Below are 17279 nucleotides of genomic sequence, written 5' to 3' on the forward strand. Positions count from 1 at the left end.
CACATTAATTTCAAGGGAGGCTGAATGGAAAGGCAACCCACTCTTCATACACCATTCCTAGTATTATGGATTTCTGGATAAATAAAAGAACAATTGTCACTGGCGGCGCCGGATTTCTCGGCTCCTTTGTTATTGAAAAACTAAAAGAGCGCGGCTGCAAAGAGATATTCGTACCAAGGAGTAAAGACTACGATCTTGTTGAAAATGAATCCTGTAAAAGGCTTTACAAGGATGCCATGCCAGACATTGTCATTCATCTTGCAGCAAGGGTCGGCGGCATAGGTGCTAACCAGTCGAGTCCGGGGAAATTCTTTTACGACAACCTGATGATGGGCGTACAAATGCTGGAGGCTGGAAGACGGGCCGGGGTAGAAAAATTTGTATCCATTGGCACGATTTGCGCTTATCCAAAATTTGCCTCTGTACCATTTAAGGAAGAGAATTTATGGGATGGTTATCCGGAGGAAACAAATGCACCTTATGGATTGGCGAAGAAAATGCTTTTGGTTCAGTCGCAGGCATACAGACAGCAATATGGATTTAATGCTATTTATCTTTTACCGGTAAACCTTTACGGACCTGGAGATAATTTCGATCTTGAATCTTCTCATGTAATCCCGGCTCTTATAAGAAAATGTGTAGAGGCAAAATATTTTACGGCGGTGGCGGAGGCCGGGCACTTTGAACCCTCACGTTCTCAACCTCAACCGTCTATTACCGTTTGGGGCACAGGTACTCCCACCCGGGAATTTCTCTACGTGGAAGATGCTGCGGAAGGGATTGTCCTTGCCACTGAAAAATATAACAAACCAGACCCGGTTAATCTTGGGGCAGGATTTGAGATTTCCATAAAAGATCTGGTAGGATTGATTACTAAACTAACAGACTTCAAAGGAGGGGTTGTCTGGGATACTTCAAAACCCGATGGTCAACCAAGGCGAAGGTTGGATACGTCTAAAGCTGAAAAAGAATTCGGATTTAAAGCGAGGATGCTGTTTGAAGAAGGTTTGCAAAAGACAATTGACTGGTATATCAAAAATAGACGACACCACAGTTTTTAGAGTATAGTATAGCGGTTTCATTAAAATATCTACATTACTTTGTTAAAAATTAAGCGGCGATTTTTTTCTTAAATCGAGCGGATTTAATTTTAAAACATTACTTTGTTAAAATAATATGCAAAACAACCTTAATTCCCTCTATTTAAAAGGATTTATGCTTTGAAAAATCCTTGATTAATACCATACAATAAGTAGGATGCCGAACGCAAAGGCATACAAAATATATCACTTTATGAACGGTTTCAGTGGTTTTTAACAAAGTAATGTTTAAAATATTCTTGTGAGAGTTTTTCGTTCTTTGATAAAGCGTTTGTTGATGAGAATTCAAGCAGGGAATTGATTGCTTTTTTGAATTCATTAAAGGTAGAAGGTTTTGTTTCTATGATTTTATCCAGATAAGCGTTTTGTTTTATCCAGTAAACGAATGTCCATGAGATCAGACAAATATTCCAATATCGCTCAATCTTGTCAATGTGCCTTACCTGATAATGATCGAAATAAAAAGTATCCTTCAATTCCTTGAAACAGTGTTCAATACCCCAACGCAACAGATAGTTTGTGATAACCGTTTTTACAGAGGCGTCGAGTTGATTGGTGATAAGGACATGATATTTTTTATCATCTTCCTTGTTCCATTTTCCCAAAATTACCACAAACTTCAACGGGACATTGCAACCATTCAGTTTGGCGTCAAACGTGTAGGTTTTATAGGAGACTTCACTTCCATCCGCGGATTTTAAAGTAACATACTTGATTTTGCCGGCATAATGCTTTTTGATGAGGGTCACGAGCTCATCTGGTTTGATTATGCAATATTTTTGTTTTTCCGGATGGTACATGGAGATATTTCTGTTTGATTTTATTTCTGAAAAAAAGTGTTTCTTTTTTGCGTGAATATGTTCGAGAAACCGTTGAGAGGCATACCATGTGTCGAAGGCAATAGCTGAAAAATCAAAGGCGTTCGAAGCAGCATCAAACATATCCATTGCTATTTGTATTTTGTCTTTAAATTTGGGGTCATTTTTCCCTTCCCCGAACTCATCGGCAGGAAGGTAGGGAATAACATCCAGGGGAAAATGTTTTGTTTTTGAGACAAATGCCGCGCCAACAACAACATTGCAGGTTTCCGGCCTTTTAAGCGGACCGCAATATTGCCATTTGGCTGCCTCTGTATTTTTAGCATAGGGCTTTGGACATCCGGTATCATCTATGGTAAGGATGCTGTCTTTTGACAATGCCGTGGTTCTTTGTTTTTGGATAATGTCCATTCTTTTCTGCTTTAATGCGGGTAAATCCCATTTGGATTCAGAAAAGAAGTATTGAAATTTCTGGTAATCCGTATGAACGGCTTGCGCCATGGCCTCCAGTGAATTTCTTTTATAGTCTTTAAACATTGCGTAGACGACAAGTAGAAACATTGCAAATTGTTTTTTAGTAAAACACGATGCAAAATGTTCAAGAAATTTATTTAATAACGGTATGTTTGTTCTGAAAATACTCAAATCCTTTGCTCCGGTAATTGATTGTGTAAAAAATTTACAAGTGCAATTAATACCGGAAGTAACGAGCAAAATCAAGAGTAAATATTTGTCGCAAAGCATTGCTAAGTCATAAGTTGTGGCCGACTCGACTTACGACTTAAAAATATTTTTTCAGACGCTTTCTTTAACAAAGTAATGTATCTACATTGATACCGTCATTGCGAGCGACAGCGAAGCAATCTTAAGTCTTTTGGGACAAGAGATTGCTTCGTCGCTCCACTCCTCGCAATGACATTTTTTTACGTACACATTTTAACGAAACGATGTAATAGTATCGGTACAGAAGTAGGGTCAAATGTCCAAATAAATAAATGTTTTCATGCCCTTTTGCGTGCCATCGGCTAATGAATGTTTACTCTGACGGAGCTGTTCAATGAGGTATTTTATTTAGCGAACCGTATTTCATATTTACTTATAAAAGCAGATGGTAACCCGACAATCATCGATTCAAAAGATTCTGTGCCTTCGTTCGGAATATCAGGAATGGAAAACTCCTCTTCTTTTAAAAAAATGCCCCGGTCATCGTAAATGCTTAATTTAAATTTTGCAAAGCGGTAATTTTTGCCGGATTTGTTTGTGATTTCCCCTGTTAATAACACGTTTTCACCAAAAGGACTAAAACGTACATTTCTGGCAAAAAATCCGTCCCCAAGATCCTCATACCCCACCATAACAGGTGCGGCAACAAAATCCTCACGATGCACTTTAGCATCCATCTTTTTTTTCGGCGCTTCACCGGATGGCGCTGCTACACCAGCAGCACCCGTAAGCTGTTTTTCCAGTACATTAACGCGCTTCTCAAGTGATTCTATCCGGGATACCAGATTTGAAATGACAATTTCCAGCAACTGCACCTTATTTGATACATCCTGAGCAAATAAAGTATTGCTACCGATAATGATGAACATTATAAATGATATAAAAATAGAAAATCTTTTCATCGGTGTTTCCTTTCAAAAAAATCATTAATCATTTTCATCACATCTTTCTATTCACGAATCGTTCTTCTATATGTGATTCAATAGCACTGCCCTCTATTGCATACCACTCCCCATGTGCGAGAAGGTAAAACCCCGAAAATCCCGTTGTTGTGAAATTGCAGGTTTTTTTACGAAAAATTATCATATCATAATTAAAATAATTAATGCAAGTGTGTTTCTATTAAGTAATTACATAAAATCAAATAAAGCGTTATAACTTGACATTAGGCAATGCAATTGCTACTATTCACTCATATTTATGCGTTTTACCTGAATGTTTCCGTAATAGGGGAAATTGTTGCCAGAAAATTCAAGTGATACGGAAAATTTTATTCCATTTGCGCCTTAAGGCTATGGATGTTTCATTATTGCGGAATGCAGACTTCTATTTAAAAACGGTATCTGCGTTTTGTATTCACAAAAGAGTTACGTTGTAGAAGAAATTACGGGTACCGCAGATTGCGATGATTTCACAAAGAGAAATCTCAATAATTTGTGTAATCCTTAAAATCTGTGGTTTCACACACTTTTTATAGGTACGAGGCTTTGTCCCGATAGATTTATATGCGACAAATTTTAACCATTCGATACGGCGTATTAAAAAATACCGGAGATTTTTTTGCGCCAATGAACTCAATAAAAAGGGGTGACGAGGTGATCATCCGCTCTCACAGAGGAATAGAATTTGGCACTGTTATTGCCAAAGTACGTGAAATAGAAGATGATGCATCCGTCGAATATCTTGGGGAAGTTTTGAGAAAAGCAACACCTGAGGATAAAGAAAAGCAGAAAAAAATAGACCAGGAAACCATCCCAAGCGAATCGAAATTTTGCCAAATGAAGATGAAAGAACATAAACTCCTCATGAAACTTGCATACGTAGAGCACTTATTTGGGAGTAAAAAAATCATTTTTTATTTTCTTGCCAATGGACGCGTTGATTTCAGAGAACTGGTAAAGGATCTTGCAAAAGAATATCAGGCGCGAATAGAGTTGAAACAAATTGGCGTACGCGATGAAGCAAGGCTTTTGGCGGATTACGAACACTGCGGGCAGGAACTATGCTGCCGGTCTTTTCTGAAAAACCTGGAACCGGTTACGATGAAAATGGCAAAAAACCAAAAAGCTACCCTGGACCCCTCTAAAATATCGGGGAGATGTGGCAGGTTGATGTGTTGTCTGCGTTACGAGGACCGCGTTTATGAAGAGTTAAAACAAGGACTTCCTAAAAAAGGAACTTCCGTGAAAACCGCAAAAGGCATCGGAGAAATAATCAACCACGATATTTTGCAGCAACAGGTTACTGTGGAATTGGAAAATGGAAGCCGGTTTACCGTTTCCACAAAAGAGATAACCCGGGTGGTACAAAATAAACCTGCACCGCCCGCCCAGAAGGGGAAAAGCGATTGTCTTCAATCCTGCAAAGAGGATTGTGGCCATGGGTAGACAGTCTTTTTATCTTACCACACCTATCTATTACGTAAATGATATACCTCATATCGGACATTCTTACACTACCATAGCCGCAGATGTTTTAGCCAGGTACAGAAGATTGCAGCAATATGACGTATTTTTTTTGACCGGTTCAGATGAACACGGGCAGAAAATTCAAAAGGCTGCCGAAGCCTGCAACAAAACACCTAATGATTTTGTCGATATGGTTGTAGGCAAGTTCAAAGATCTGTGGGAAAATCTTAATATTTCCAACGACGACTTCATACGCACCACCGACGAACGGCATGTTAAACGTGTCAAAAAGATATTTCAGAAGTTATTCGAAAACGGCGATATTTACCTTGGAGAATACGAAGGGAGATACTGCGTCCCCTGTGAAAGCTTTTGGACAGAAACGCAACTCGATGAAGGAAGGTGTCCGGAATGCAGACGCAATGTAGAAAAAGTAAAAGAAAAAAATTATTTCTTTCGGTTATCAAAATATCAAAAACCGCTTATTGAACACTATGATAAGCATCCGGAATTTATTCAACCAGAATCAAGACGAAATGAAATACTCCAAAGAATAACCTCTCATATTGAAGATATCAGCATAAGCAGATCTGCAGTAACCTGGGGAATTCAAGTGCCCATGGATACTACGCAAACAATATATGTTTGGATAGACGCACTTTTGAACTACATAACGGCTCTGGGCTATGATGATGATATGGAGCTATTCCAGAAATACTGGCCTGCAAATGTACATATCATAGGAAAGGAAATATTGTGGTTTCATGGGGCAATCTGGCCGGCAATCCTTATGTCATTAAAAATAGAATTACCCTTTAAAATCTTTACCCACGGCTGGTGGACAATTGAAGGGCAAAAGATTTCCAAATCATTGGGAAACGCAATAGACCCATTAAACATTATCCAAATCTATGGTACGGATGCTTACCGGTATTTCATCCTCAGAGAAGTTCCTTTCGGATCCGACGGCAATTTTTCCTACACCGCTTTAACAAACAGGATTAATTCTGACCTTGGCAATGACCTGGGTAATCTGCTACAACGTACACTCACCATGATTGAAAAATATTTCGATGCAGTGATACCTGAATATTCAGAGAAAGACGATGTATTAAAGGAAATCTCTCAAAACACCCTCAGTAAAATAAACAAGGAATTGGACAATCTTCAATTTAGCAAAGCGTTGGAAGCAATCTGGGAGTTTGTGGGAAGCGCAAATAAATGTATTGAAGAAAAAAAACCATGGGTGCTTGCAAAAACGAGCGCCTACAAACCGCAACTGAAAAATGTAATCAGCTCGCTGGCAAAGGCAATCAAAGATATTTCAATAGTTATTTACCCTTTTATGCCAAACACCTGCATTGAAATACAAAAACAACTTGGTATTCTGGAAAACAATGAATCCCCTTGCCTGGAATATCAGCAGATCATAAAAAGCGGCGTTATCGTAAAAAAAGGGAAGCCATTGTTCCCCAGGATTGAAAAAGAAACTGAAAATCCTGGGAAAAATATAGCGATGAATAATAAAGTTTAATAACAAGGAGCAGAAAAATGTACTTTCAGAAAAAAAACATTTCTTATTTCTTAATACTTATTTCCTTTTTTTGTTTATCGTGTAGTTCTGTACCCATCACCGGCAGAAAACAAGTGAGCTTTATTCCCGAATCAACAATACTTAACATGAGTTTCCAGCAATATCAGGAATTTGTTAAAACCAATGCGTTGAGTAAAAACCAGGAAGAATCCAACATGGTGAAAAAGGTTGGGAAAAGGATACAAGGTGCTGTAGAACAATACTTTGCACAAAACAACATGTCTCATGAATTAAAGGATTATGCATGGGAATTTAATCTTGTGGAAAGTAACGATGTGAATGCATGGGCAATGCCAGGCGGAAAAGTAGTGGTATATACGGGAATATTGCCGGTAACAAAAGACGAAAACGGCCTCGCGGTGGTTATGGGACATGAGGTGGCGCATGCAGTTGCAAAACATGGTAATGAACGAATGAGCCAGGAATTAATGACACAAATGGGAGAAACAGCGGTTTCTGTTGCTTTAAGCGGCAAATCGGATATGACAAAACAAGTTGTTTCCGCTGCATATGGGTATGGCAGTCAATACGGCGTTCTGCTTCCTTATAGTCGCCTTCATGAAAGCGAGGCAGACTATCTTGGGCTGATTTTTATGGCTATGGCGGGATACGACCCTCATCATGCGGTAGACTTCTGGCAGAGAATGGCAGATACGAAGAATGGCGAAACAGTTCCTGAATTTATGAGTACCCATCCTTCTGACGATACCAGAATAAGGAAGATAAGAGAAAAAATACCCGAGGCGATGCAGTATTATAAAAAACCTATGGAGCAATAGAGGGGGTCACGGTCAAACCGGAAAGGATTCCAACGAAGCAATCTAAGTGCACAAAACAAAAAATATCCATTGATAATTTACGGGAAAATATTATACTGGATAAAAATATGCCAGAGTGGTGGAATTGGCAGACACGCCAGACTCAAAATCTGGTCATCTTCACCGGTGGTGTGGGTTCGAGTCCCACCTCTGGCATTTATTTAAAATGCATATCCCTGCTCAAATGTCTTCCAAAACCTTCCCGCGTTTTTTTAACGCAGCATTTAAAAAAGGTATTTTAGTAAACTACCCTGAGCCTTAGTTCCCGTTCCTTATTTTTGCCGGAGACTGAGCGAAGTGAGGAATCCTAGGTGTTCTCGCCTTGGCAGAAAGGACAATTACAGGCACATTAAATTTTTCTATGTGCCTTATATCATGTAATGTCCTCTTCTACCTGAATATTATAGGCATCGAGAATCGTTCCTTTTGCAGCTTCGAGACTACCACGAGATATTTCATAATCAGTGAGCGCCTTTGTTTCATTCCCTTCTGCGGTAGCTAAATCCTCCTGGGCGCGGAGAATTTCCAGACTGGTTGATCGTCCCACGCTGTATTTCTTTTCTTCGACTTCCAGTCTTTTTTGTGCTAATTCCCTCGCCTTTCTGGTGGCCATAACCCTTTCAATGTTCGTCATTACTTCACGAACCGACCCTCTCACCTCTACAACAATATCCAGTTCTTTCTTTTTCACATTCAGGGCAGACTGTTCTTTACCAAGCTTTGCTTTTTTGTAGTCATTTCTGGCTGCCCTGTTACCAATAGGAACTTCAAAGGTCAGGGTGATAAATTCTCCCTGAAAATCCCCTGAAAATGTAGAGTCATGGGCACCATCAATGGTACCCCCAAGCCCTGAATAACGAACTCCACCGGTAAGATCCAATTTAGGAAATAGTTCATTCTTTTTCCTTCGTACTTCCATGCCCGCATTTTCGACCTCTATTTGCAATTCCTTTAATTCAGGACGTTTCTCCATTGCAATTTTAATAGTCTCTTTCAGCGGAACTTCTTTTGGTTCGAATGTTGGTTTGTCAACGGGAACAATTTCCACATCAGAAATAATCTCACTGTCTGCGAGATTCAGTATTCTTTTCAATTCATCTTCTTTGTCCCTGATTGCATTTTCGGCAGAAATTATTGCTTCAACCCGTGACGCCACCCCCGACTCTGCTTCAATAATTTCGATGGGTGCAAGGGTTCCTGATTCTACCTCTATTTTATTCTTCCGCAGTAAATCTTCCGCTCGTTCCAGAGATTTTTTTGCCACTTTCAAGTCCTCAATTGCCTTTACGAAATTCCAATATGCCTCTTGAACAGCATTAGAAACTTCAATAGCAGTGCTTTTAAATTGTGCGAATGATATCTTTTTATTATTTCTGGCGATATAAATGGGGCTTCGGTTATAAAACCAGCCGGCGCCTTTTAACAAAGGCTGAGTAATCTTTGCTTCTATGTAATTTGCATACGTTGGAGTAAGCAACGTAAACGCCTGCGGATCTACAAATTCCCGAAATAAATTGTATTCTAAAGAAAGAGTCGCGCCTGTAGGTATCAGTGATCGCAAGACAGCATTACCCGTCTTTCCTTCAGAAACGAAAGGGGTTGTCTCGGTAGTGGTTGTTTCTCCACTTACCAGTGCGCTGTTGATGGGGGTTTTTTTGTTATTAATGCCTCCGGTTATCTCTAAGGTAGGATCAAATACCGACTTTTCTATTGCAATGTCGTGACCTCTTGCCTTCGTATCTAACCGTGATATCTCAATATCAAAATTATTTTTTAATGCATATACAATGCTGTCTTTCAGGCCGATATTCATAAACTTCAGATTTGAATGCATTTCAACTGATGAAGACGATGCCGCCTGGGGCCATTTTTCGTCCACGTTTTTTGCCTCTCCGAAGACCATCTTTCCGTTGCAAAAAAAAAGGGCTGACACGATGAGCAAACGATAAAGTGCCGTAAATATGTCCAGTTTTTTTGTAAATCTTTTCTCTGTTCCACGCACGACGGCCGCTATTTTGTCAAATATATTTCTTCTTCGCATAATATACCGATTAACTATTAAAATTTTTCCTTAACATTGTCATTTACATCAAATGAATTTTACGGGAAGCAATGCCCCGGAATTGATATTTGTATCTGTGAGGATTGAGCCATAGTACCTTTTTAAAAATTAATATTCAATGTAAAAGAATAGAGGCAAATGAGCAACAATTTGAGAATTGAATATTGAACATTTGACCCAGTTTGCGGAACTTGGGAAAGAGCATTCTGCTTTTTCAAAAAACTAAAATATTACGGATTTTTAATGTCCCTTGATTAATGCCATAACTTCTGCACGGGTGGCGGGGTTATCGCGAAATATGCCCCTTACCACGGAGGTCAGCACCTTTGTGCCGGGTTTTTTTATTCCTCGCATGGTCATGCAGAGATGCTCTGCTTCAATAATGACGAGAACACCCTTGGGTTTTAATGCCTTCATGATAGATTCGGCAATATCTGTCGTAAGCCTTTCCTGTACCTGTGGCCGCCTTGCTTCAATATTAACCACTCTGGCAAGCTTACTGATGCCTGTTACCCTGTTCCCCTGGGGGATATAGGCAACATGGGAAACTCCGCTGAAAGGAAGGAGGTGGTGTTCACACATGGAATAAAAAGGTATGTCTTTTAAAAGAACTATTTCGTCGTATTTTTCAGATTTTAATACCTTAATTACAGAGTGAGAATCCTGCCCGATACCTGCAAATATCTCTTCGCACATTTCGGCAACCCTTTCAGGTGTTTCCTGCAATCCTTCACGGTTGGGATCTTCTCCGATGCCTTCTATAAATAAACGTATAGCAGCCTGAATTTTTTCCTTATCTATCAAAAAAAGCTCCTTTATGACAATAATCCATAATCTTCTAATACAGTCTTTAGTCTTTCCTCATTTTCTTTCGTTATCTCGCACAGTGGCAAACGCATCTCACCGTTTAGCCTCCCTAATAATTTCATAGCCGTCTTGACAGGAATGGGATTTGTCTCGATAAACATCCCTTTGCATAACGGAAAGAGCTTGTAGTGGTATTCCAACGCCTTTCCGAAATTGCCTTCTAAGCAATGCCTGACGAGAGCGGCGGTATCGGACGGGGCTATATTGGCGGTTACCGATATTACCCCTTTCCCTCCCACGGACATAATAGGGAGGATAAGGGAATCTTCTCCGGAAAGAACTGTTATATTGCACAGTTGCGATATTTTAGTTGCCTGATCGATATTTCCGCTAGCATCTTTTATTGCAACAATGTTTTTCATTTCAGCAAGCCTTGCCACGGTTTCGGGCAAAATAGAAATACCCGTCCTGGAAGGTACATTATATATTACAATGGGAATATCAACCTCTTCTGCTATTGCTTTATAATGCCGGTAAAGCCCTTCAGGGGTCGGTTTATTATAATAAGGAGTAATGACCAACGCGCCGTCTGCCCCTGTTTTTCTGGCATGTTTTGTCAAATGGATGGCTTCTTTGGTATTGTTCGAACCCGCTCCCGCGATAACGGGTATTCTGCCGGATACATAATTTACCACCTCGCTTACCACCTGTTCATGTTCTTCAAAAGAAAGCGTTGCGGCCTCGCCGGTTGTGCCGCAGGGAACGATTCCATTTGTTCCGTTCTCAATATGAAATTCAACAAGCTCTTTTAATTTTTTATAATCAACTTGCCCATTATTAAAGGGGGTTACCAAGGCCACAAGGGAACCTTTAAACATAATCAAGCTCCTTTTTCAGAAATAACAAAAACACAATTATGGTACGCAAGAAATAACGCTTTCTACCTTTTGAAATGCAATCGTTTATTTAAGTCAGGCCTTCGGCGAAAATTCCTATATAAATTACAGGTTAGTCCAACGAAGTCCCCGGCTTTGCCATACTGTGCCTGAAAATCAAATCCTTCATTTCCTGCACGGCTTTTTTTATTCCGACAAAAACAGATCGGGAAACGATGCTATGCCCGATATGCAACTCTTCTACATCCAGTGATTCCACGATATGTCCAACATTTTGATAAGTTAACCCATGCCCTGCATTTACCCTTAAACCTAAACCATGCGCAATCTTAATGCCTTGTCTGAGTTTTTCCGTCCATTTCGCCCTTAAGTTCACATCCTTCGCATTTGCGTAATTACCTGTATGCAGTTCTATAAACTGTGACCCAACCTCTTTTGCAGCAATAATCTGTTCTTCTTCAGGATCTATAAAAAGACTTATCAATATGCCTGCATCGGCAAGTCGTTTTACCACCCTGCCAATAACACTTTTTTGTGACGCCACATCAAGTCCGCCCTCGGTGGTAACCTCTTGCCTTTTTTCAGGTACGAGGGCGACCTGTTCGGGTTTTGTTTTAATTGCTATGTCTACAATTTCATCCGCAATGGACATCTCAAGGTTTAGTTTGGTAAAAACCGTTTCCCTGAGTAATAGTATATCCCGGTCTTGTATGTGCCTTCTGTCTTCTCTCAAATGAACGGTAATAATATCGGCGCCGCCAAGAATTGCAAAAGAGGCGGCAGTCACAGGATCTGGTTCATACGTCTTTCTTGCCTGACGGAGGGTAGCAACGTGGTCGATGTTTACGCCTAACTTTATCATTGTTTTCCGCTTTCTGAAGGGTTCTCCCTTTCCCTGATATCAAGGTGGGCATCGGGCAATTTATCAACAATTTCAAGGTTTTTGCTTAAATGGCATTTAATCGGCTGTTTGTAGGGTCCCGGGGGTTTTAATGAAGTAACATCAACATAGGGCAAGATATCCTCCGGATTCAGCTTTTCCAGCAAAAGCTTTGAACCTTTTATTTTTATATTGACGTACTCATCTCTCAATTTAATAACATACGGATAATTATCCGGCATCAGTATTTTTATTTTTAACTTTTCTATAACCCTGGTTTCCTGTTTTTCCACCACTTGCAGCCACATGCGTATATCCTGATCGCAGACAACTGGTACCGTAATGCTTTTATCTCCATGTTTAACGGTTACTTTTTGATCAATCTCAATTCGCCAGGGAAAGGTGCGGTTTTGTTCAACGGTAATACCTCCAATATCGACTGGTATCGTGTTGATGGAGACAACCTCTTTTAAAGCATTCAAAGGGCCTTCAACTTCTACCTCGGCGGGAAAAACAAATTCATTCGCAATGGTATATCCGATAGCAGGCTCCCCCTTTTTTTGCAAATTAACCTTAAGCCTTTTTTTTTGCAATTTTCCCAGTAAGATGCTTACTTTTTCAGGGTAAACGGATATTAATTTGACGGAATTAGGCAGGCCGAGATGTTCTCTGCCAATAATTACCGTCTGTTTGATTTGATCCTCAATTCCCTCCGGAGATTCCTGGATAACGTATTTTGCATGAACTTTTTGGTCTTTGATCAGACCCTTCGTAGTTTCAATCACATTTTGAGGGCCTCTGAGATGCACCACAATATCTTCCGCACTTTGCTCAAGCACCGTAATTCCTGTTGGGACAGAAACTGATAGCCTCACAACCTCTGTCAAATCTTCCGTATGCCTGTTAATTGCATACAGCCAGAGGGCGATTGCCATCACTAATGCCATAAATTTTGTGAGAAGATTGCCGGTAATTATTTCTTTAATCACGACTATTTAGTCCTGGAAAGGCTAAACTTTTCAGAGGATAGTTCATTCAGAATCTTTTTCAATTCTTTGTCATCAACCCCACGGTTCAATGTCCCTTTGTATGTCACAGACACATTGCCCGTCTCCTCAGATACCACAATCACAATTGCGTCCGTTTCCTCTGTAAGCCCGACAGCCGCCCTGTGACGTGTTCCCACCTCTTTTGATAATTCTTTATTTCCGGTAAGCGGCAACAAACATCCGGCAGCGCTTATTTTCTGCTCCTGAATAATCACCGCACCATCGTGCAATGGAGAACCTGGCCAGAAGATAGAACATAGCAGTTCACTGGTGGCATCAGCATTTAGTTTAATCCCGGTTTCTGCAAAGTTGTTCAGGCCTGCTTCCCTTTCTATAGCAATAAGAGCGCCTATTCTCTTTTTTGATAAAATCCCGACAGCCTTAAGTATTTCATCAACTACCCGGTAATCAGGTTTTGCCATTACGCTGAAAACAGGGCTCTGACCAAGCCTAAACAATGCACGCCGGAATTCCGGTTGAAATAAAATAATCATTGGCACAATAAACACCGGCACAAATTCCGTTACCAGCCAATTGATTGTATATAATTGCAGTTTCCTTATAAAAAACAATATACCTACGGAGATTAAAACAATAATAAACGCCACACCTCTTAAAATGCTTGTACCACTAGTACCCTGCATGATTCTGAGAACGGCATAAAGCATTATATAAATAAGAAATATCTCCCCCGCTGACCGTAGAATCATACGCCCGCTGATATCTCCGAATAATACTGACAGGTTTTCTAACATCTTAAGCATTCCTTATCGCATCGCATATTGTTGCCACATGGACAGCAGCTTTCACATCATGTACCCGTATGATATTTGCGCCATTCATAATTGACACGGCAAGGGTGGCAAGCGTTCCGTATAACCGCTCCTGTGCCGAAACATTCAATAGCGCTCCAATAAAATTTTTCCGTGATGTGCCTATTAACAAAGGATATCCCATTCCCTTAAACTCGTATAGCTTTTTCAGTATTTCAAGATTTTGCTGCATAGTCTTGCCAAAACCTATCCCCGGATCCAAAATTATTTTACTTTTCTCAATTCCTGCTTCCATTGCGGTAGAAATGGATCTCTTCAAACAGGACATTATTTCCGGAAACAGATCTTTACATATGGGATTTTTTTGCATTGTCACAGGAGACCCTTTTTTATGCATTATGATAACAGGCACTCTTGCCCCGGCAATTACCTTTGACATGTTTTTGTCGTCAATCAATCCGCCAATATCATTTACCATTGACGCACCCTCTTCAATTGATCTCTTTGCTACAACTGCCTTGTATGTATCGATGGAGATAGGTTTATTGATCTCTTTTGATAGTATCTTTATCAGCGGAATCACTCTCTTTAATTCTTCTTCCTCAGATATCGGACTCGCCCCAGGTCTGGTAGATTCGCCACCAACATCAATAATATCCGCTCCTTCAGCTACCATCTTATGCGCATATTCAATTGCATCTTCGTGAACAAAATGCTTATTGCCATCATAAAAGGAGTCGGGCGTTATATTCAAGACACCCATAACGAGCGTTTTCCTGCCCAGGCACAACTTTCCCCGAGGGTAATCAATTTCAAAATGCCCGTTGCCTGAATTTTCCTGAATGCTTCCGTTCGTATCTTCCTGCATTTAATCTGGTGGTACAGTATTACATAAACAACATGATTATAAAACACTCCCGTACATTAAACGGTAAAATCCTAAATCTGACAAACCTGAAAACAATCCCCAGTCCTCAATCTGCAATTTGCCAACTGCCGACGGCTGATTGTAGATTGCATAAGGAGCCATTAAATATTTTGCCAAAAGTGCGAAGAAATTACTGCTGTGTTACCACCAATCTTCCTCCATTGATTCCACAATACTTTGCGCCAATTTTACAAATGATTCGTTACTGGAAGAAGTGAGTGTTTCATTTCTTAAAACAATAAACTCTGTCGTGCCTTTTATATTCTTCCGTTCAACGATTGCCCTTCCCGTCCGTGTATCAACCCATCGAATGTCCGCCCTGATAGTTACCCTACTTTCCACAATATTGTCTTTTCTGTCCTCAATTAATACATTTTCATTTACACTTGAAATTTTTCCAAACAGAATGGAATCTGCTTCATCTTTGTCAACAATACGCAAATTTGTTCTTAACAACAGTTGGTCGCGTACTGCCCTGGTTAAATCGAATTCGTATCCTCTGCGAAAGGTATCATTATCAAAAATGGGGACATAGATGCTTCGAACATTTGAACGAAGCAATGACTTTGAGCTGTAACCGCATCCCGTTATAAAAAAGAAGATCATTGGAAACACCAGAGCAGAAAGGGTGTAATGCCTTCTTTTAAAAACACAGGGTATTGTCATTTTATAAAAACACTTTGGCATAATATTTTATCTTTTTCTCATAGGGTTATTTTATCGCTTCAATCATCCTGAGAAATTCCAATCTTTCCATAGCCCTTTCCGCCCAAATAGTATCAGGAAAATCTTTTATAACATATTTAAAATAAATTGACGCGGAAGACGGGGTTTTTCTCCTCAAATAAAACTCGCCAATTTCAAACTCACGCCTTGCTTCAATAACCCTTATTTCTTCTATCATTCTGCTGGCGTCTTCAACATACACCCCATGGGGATTTGTTACGAGATATTCCTCAAAACCTTCCCTTGCGGATACAAGCAAACCATAGTTGCGCTCCTGCTGTTTTTCGAAGTAAAATTTTGAAAGTGGTATTTGATACTGCACATAGGGAATCCATTCATTTCTTGGATAGCTTTCCATAAATTTCTTATAGGCATCCACCGCATCTTCATAATATCCCAGCTTGAAATAGCAATCTGCTATTTTAATTTGCGATTCAGGGGCAATAGGTCCCATCGGGTGATTTTCAATAATCTTTTCAAATACCCTTATCGCGGCATTCTCATCCATCTCCATTTGCGCAATACCTACCTGAAACACCTTCTCATGCACCTCTTTTGTCCTCTTTGTTCCCGGATATTCCCTCAAAACCGTATCATATGCCTTTAATGCCCGGTTATAATCTCCATTGAGATAATAGGCCCATCCTATGTTTATCTGAGAAAGCTCCGCATACGCTGAGTCCGGATAACCGTCAATAATTAGTTTAAACTCTTTTATGGCGCTAACATATTTTTGTTCCACCAGCATGAACAGTGCATTTTTATAGCGCTGTTCCGGCGATCCGACGTCGCCAGTCGGCGGCTGCATCCACCCGGTATCTTTGTTCCAGACCCATTTTCCGTAAGACGCCGTTGATATTAAAAATGTAACAGCAAGCACTATTATTGGGAAAAAACCTGAGCGCAATTTCATATTTTTATGCCTTCTTGCGGGGAAAAGTTAACATATTTCCACGAGTTTAACTCTTTTTTCAACAACGAAACAATATAATATCTCAGCACCTTTTCTATTTCAACACAAATAGATAATTGTACCCGGACACGTTCCAACCGATGCAAATTAAGGTTCGCCAACCTACCTGCAATAAACATAGCGCCTGCAGAAATCAGCATTCCGTTTTTCAATTCTCCAGGGCACCCCACACATCTCGCGCCGCCTTCCACTGCATTAAAAGTAACCATCTCATGGTGGGGTATTTTCTTTTTACAATGAATGCAATGCTCCCATTCCGGTAAATATCCCAAAATGTTTAGCATTTTTAACTCAAAGGCCAATAACCATATTGTGGTGTTTGTGTCAGTGGCAATGTGATTTAGCGTATTAAGAAATAAATCAAAAAGCGGCTCGTTGGGGTCGTTTTTTTCTGTAAATTCGTTGACAAGTTCTGCCATACAGGAAGCCCTGAAATACTTATCAAGGTCATGCCGGAATGCGGGATAGTTGTTTTGCAATACCGCATCGGTGAGGGTATGGAGGGTAGAATGTTCCTTTTTAATAAAGAGAATCCGGTAGTGCGTTAAAAGATCGATTGCTTTTGAGTTGTACTTGCCTGAAGAGCGCTTGAAGCCTTTTGCAATGGTATTTATCTTCCCGTAATCCCTGGTATAGAAAATGATGATTTGGCTTGAATCGCTATAATCTGTCCTTCCCAAGGTAATTGCATCTGTTTTTAAGATGGACATATTATGGTATGTTA

The 17279-nt window shown here is 40.1% G+C and carries 16 protein-coding genes and 1 tRNA gene; 5 read left to right on the forward strand and 12 right to left on the reverse strand.

Going from position 1 to position 17279, the window contains the following annotated elements; translation table 11 throughout:
* The first annotated feature begins 65 nt into the window (after positions 1 to 65).
* Entirely contained in the window at positions 66 to 1061 is a 996-nt protein-coding gene (locus M5U24_RS17915; RefSeq protein ID WP_099324470.1) for a GDP-L-fucose synthase, read from the forward strand.
* A gap of 242 nt (positions 1062 to 1303) precedes the next feature.
* Here M5U24_RS17915 and M5U24_RS17920 read toward each other — a convergent pair whose 3' ends face one another.
* Positions 1304 to 2563, reverse strand: a complete 1260-nt coding sequence (locus tag M5U24_RS17920; protein ID WP_157820408.1) for an IS701 family transposase — start codon at positions 2561 to 2563, stop codon at positions 1304 to 1306.
* A gap of 422 nt (positions 2564 to 2985) precedes the next feature.
* Complete coding sequence (locus tag M5U24_RS17925) at positions 2986 to 3543, reverse strand: hypothetical protein (protein WP_099324472.1); 558 nt, start codon at positions 3541 to 3543, stop codon at positions 2986 to 2988.
* A 666-nt stretch (positions 3544 to 4209) separates the two neighbouring features.
* Here M5U24_RS17925 and ricT point away from each other — a divergent pair.
* From ricT to M5U24_RS17945, 4 genes are all read left to right on the forward strand, one after another.
* On the forward strand, positions 4210 to 5028 hold the full coding sequence (gene ricT / locus M5U24_RS17930; protein ID WP_157820409.1) for a regulatory iron-sulfur-containing complex subunit RicT: 819 nt from the start codon (positions 4210 to 4212) through the stop codon (positions 5026 to 5028).
* Positions 5021 to 6583 carry a methionine--tRNA ligase gene (metG, locus tag M5U24_RS17935; protein ID WP_230405741.1) on the forward strand — a complete coding sequence of 521 codons (1563 nt, stop codon included), beginning with the start codon at positions 5021 to 5023 and terminating at the stop codon, positions 6581 to 6583. Before ricT ends, metG begins: the two co-directional genes overlap by 8 nt.
* Positions 6584 to 6600: 17 nt before the next feature.
* On the forward strand, positions 6601 to 7422 hold the full coding sequence (locus M5U24_RS17940) for a M48 family metallopeptidase (protein WP_298203168.1): 822 nt from the start codon (positions 6601 to 6603) through the stop codon (positions 7420 to 7422).
* Between the two features lie 109 nt (positions 7423 to 7531).
* A tRNA-Leu gene (locus M5U24_RS17945) sits at positions 7532 to 7617 on the forward strand.
* Positions 7618 to 7834: 217 nt separating this feature from the next.
* Here the strand turns inward: M5U24_RS17945 and M5U24_RS17950 are convergent.
* The 10 genes from M5U24_RS17950 to recO form a co-directional block, all read right to left on the reverse strand.
* Positions 7835 to 9502, reverse strand: a complete 1668-nt coding sequence (locus M5U24_RS17950; protein ID WP_164994579.1) for a TolC family protein — start codon at positions 9500 to 9502, stop codon at positions 7835 to 7837.
* Between the two features lie 261 nt (positions 9503 to 9763).
* Positions 9764 to 10327: a GTP cyclohydrolase I FolE gene (gene folE, locus M5U24_RS17955; protein WP_099324477.1), complete on the reverse strand. Its 564-nt coding sequence runs from the start codon at positions 10325 to 10327 to the stop codon at positions 9764 to 9766.
* An 11-nt stretch (positions 10328 to 10338) separates the two neighbouring features.
* On the reverse strand, positions 10339 to 11208 hold the full coding sequence (gene dapA / locus M5U24_RS17960) for a 4-hydroxy-tetrahydrodipicolinate synthase (protein ID WP_099324478.1): 870 nt from the start codon (positions 11206 to 11208) through the stop codon (positions 10339 to 10341).
* 130 nt (positions 11209 to 11338) lie between these two features.
* Positions 11339 to 12088 carry a pyridoxine 5'-phosphate synthase gene (locus M5U24_RS17965; RefSeq protein WP_099324479.1) on the reverse strand — a complete coding sequence of 250 codons (750 nt, stop codon included), beginning with the start codon at positions 12086 to 12088 and terminating at the stop codon, positions 11339 to 11341.
* The gene (locus M5U24_RS17970) at positions 12085 to 13095 is read right to left on the reverse strand and encodes a CdaR family protein (RefSeq protein WP_099324480.1); all 1011 of its coding nucleotides are present in this window, start codon (positions 13093 to 13095) and stop codon (positions 12085 to 12087) included. The genes M5U24_RS17965 and M5U24_RS17970 overlap by 4 nt, the downstream gene beginning before the upstream one ends.
* A 2-nt stretch (positions 13096 to 13097) precedes the next feature.
* The gene (gene cdaA / locus M5U24_RS17975) at positions 13098 to 13919 is read right to left on the reverse strand and encodes a diadenylate cyclase CdaA (protein ID WP_298203170.1); all 822 of its coding nucleotides are present in this window, start codon (positions 13917 to 13919) and stop codon (positions 13098 to 13100) included.
* Positions 13912 to 14796 (reverse strand): dihydropteroate synthase, encoded by an 885-nt coding sequence (folP, locus tag M5U24_RS17980; RefSeq protein ID WP_164994581.1) that lies wholly within the window; start codon positions 14794 to 14796, stop codon positions 13912 to 13914. Before folP ends, cdaA begins: the two co-directional genes overlap by 8 nt.
* A gap of 201 nt (positions 14797 to 14997) precedes the next feature.
* Positions 14998 to 15543: an LptE family protein gene (locus tag M5U24_RS17985; RefSeq protein WP_164994582.1), complete on the reverse strand. Its 546-nt coding sequence runs from the start codon at positions 15541 to 15543 to the stop codon at positions 14998 to 15000.
* A 25-nt stretch (positions 15544 to 15568) separates the two neighbouring features.
* Positions 15569 to 16495, reverse strand: coding sequence for an outer membrane protein assembly factor BamD (gene bamD / locus M5U24_RS17990; RefSeq protein WP_164994583.1), 927 nt, complete (start codon positions 16493 to 16495; stop codon positions 15569 to 15571).
* Positions 16492 to 17265 (reverse strand): DNA repair protein RecO, encoded by a 774-nt coding sequence (gene recO / locus M5U24_RS17995; RefSeq protein WP_099324484.1) that lies wholly within the window; start codon positions 17263 to 17265, stop codon positions 16492 to 16494. The genes bamD and recO overlap by 4 nt, the downstream gene beginning before the upstream one ends.
* Positions 17266 to 17279: the final 14 nt, after the last annotated feature.

It is taken from the genome of Candidatus Kuenenia sp. (genome assembly GCF_027493735.1).
Lineage (GTDB): Bacteria > Planctomycetota > Brocadiia > Brocadiales > Brocadiaceae > Kuenenia > Kuenenia stuttgartiensis_A.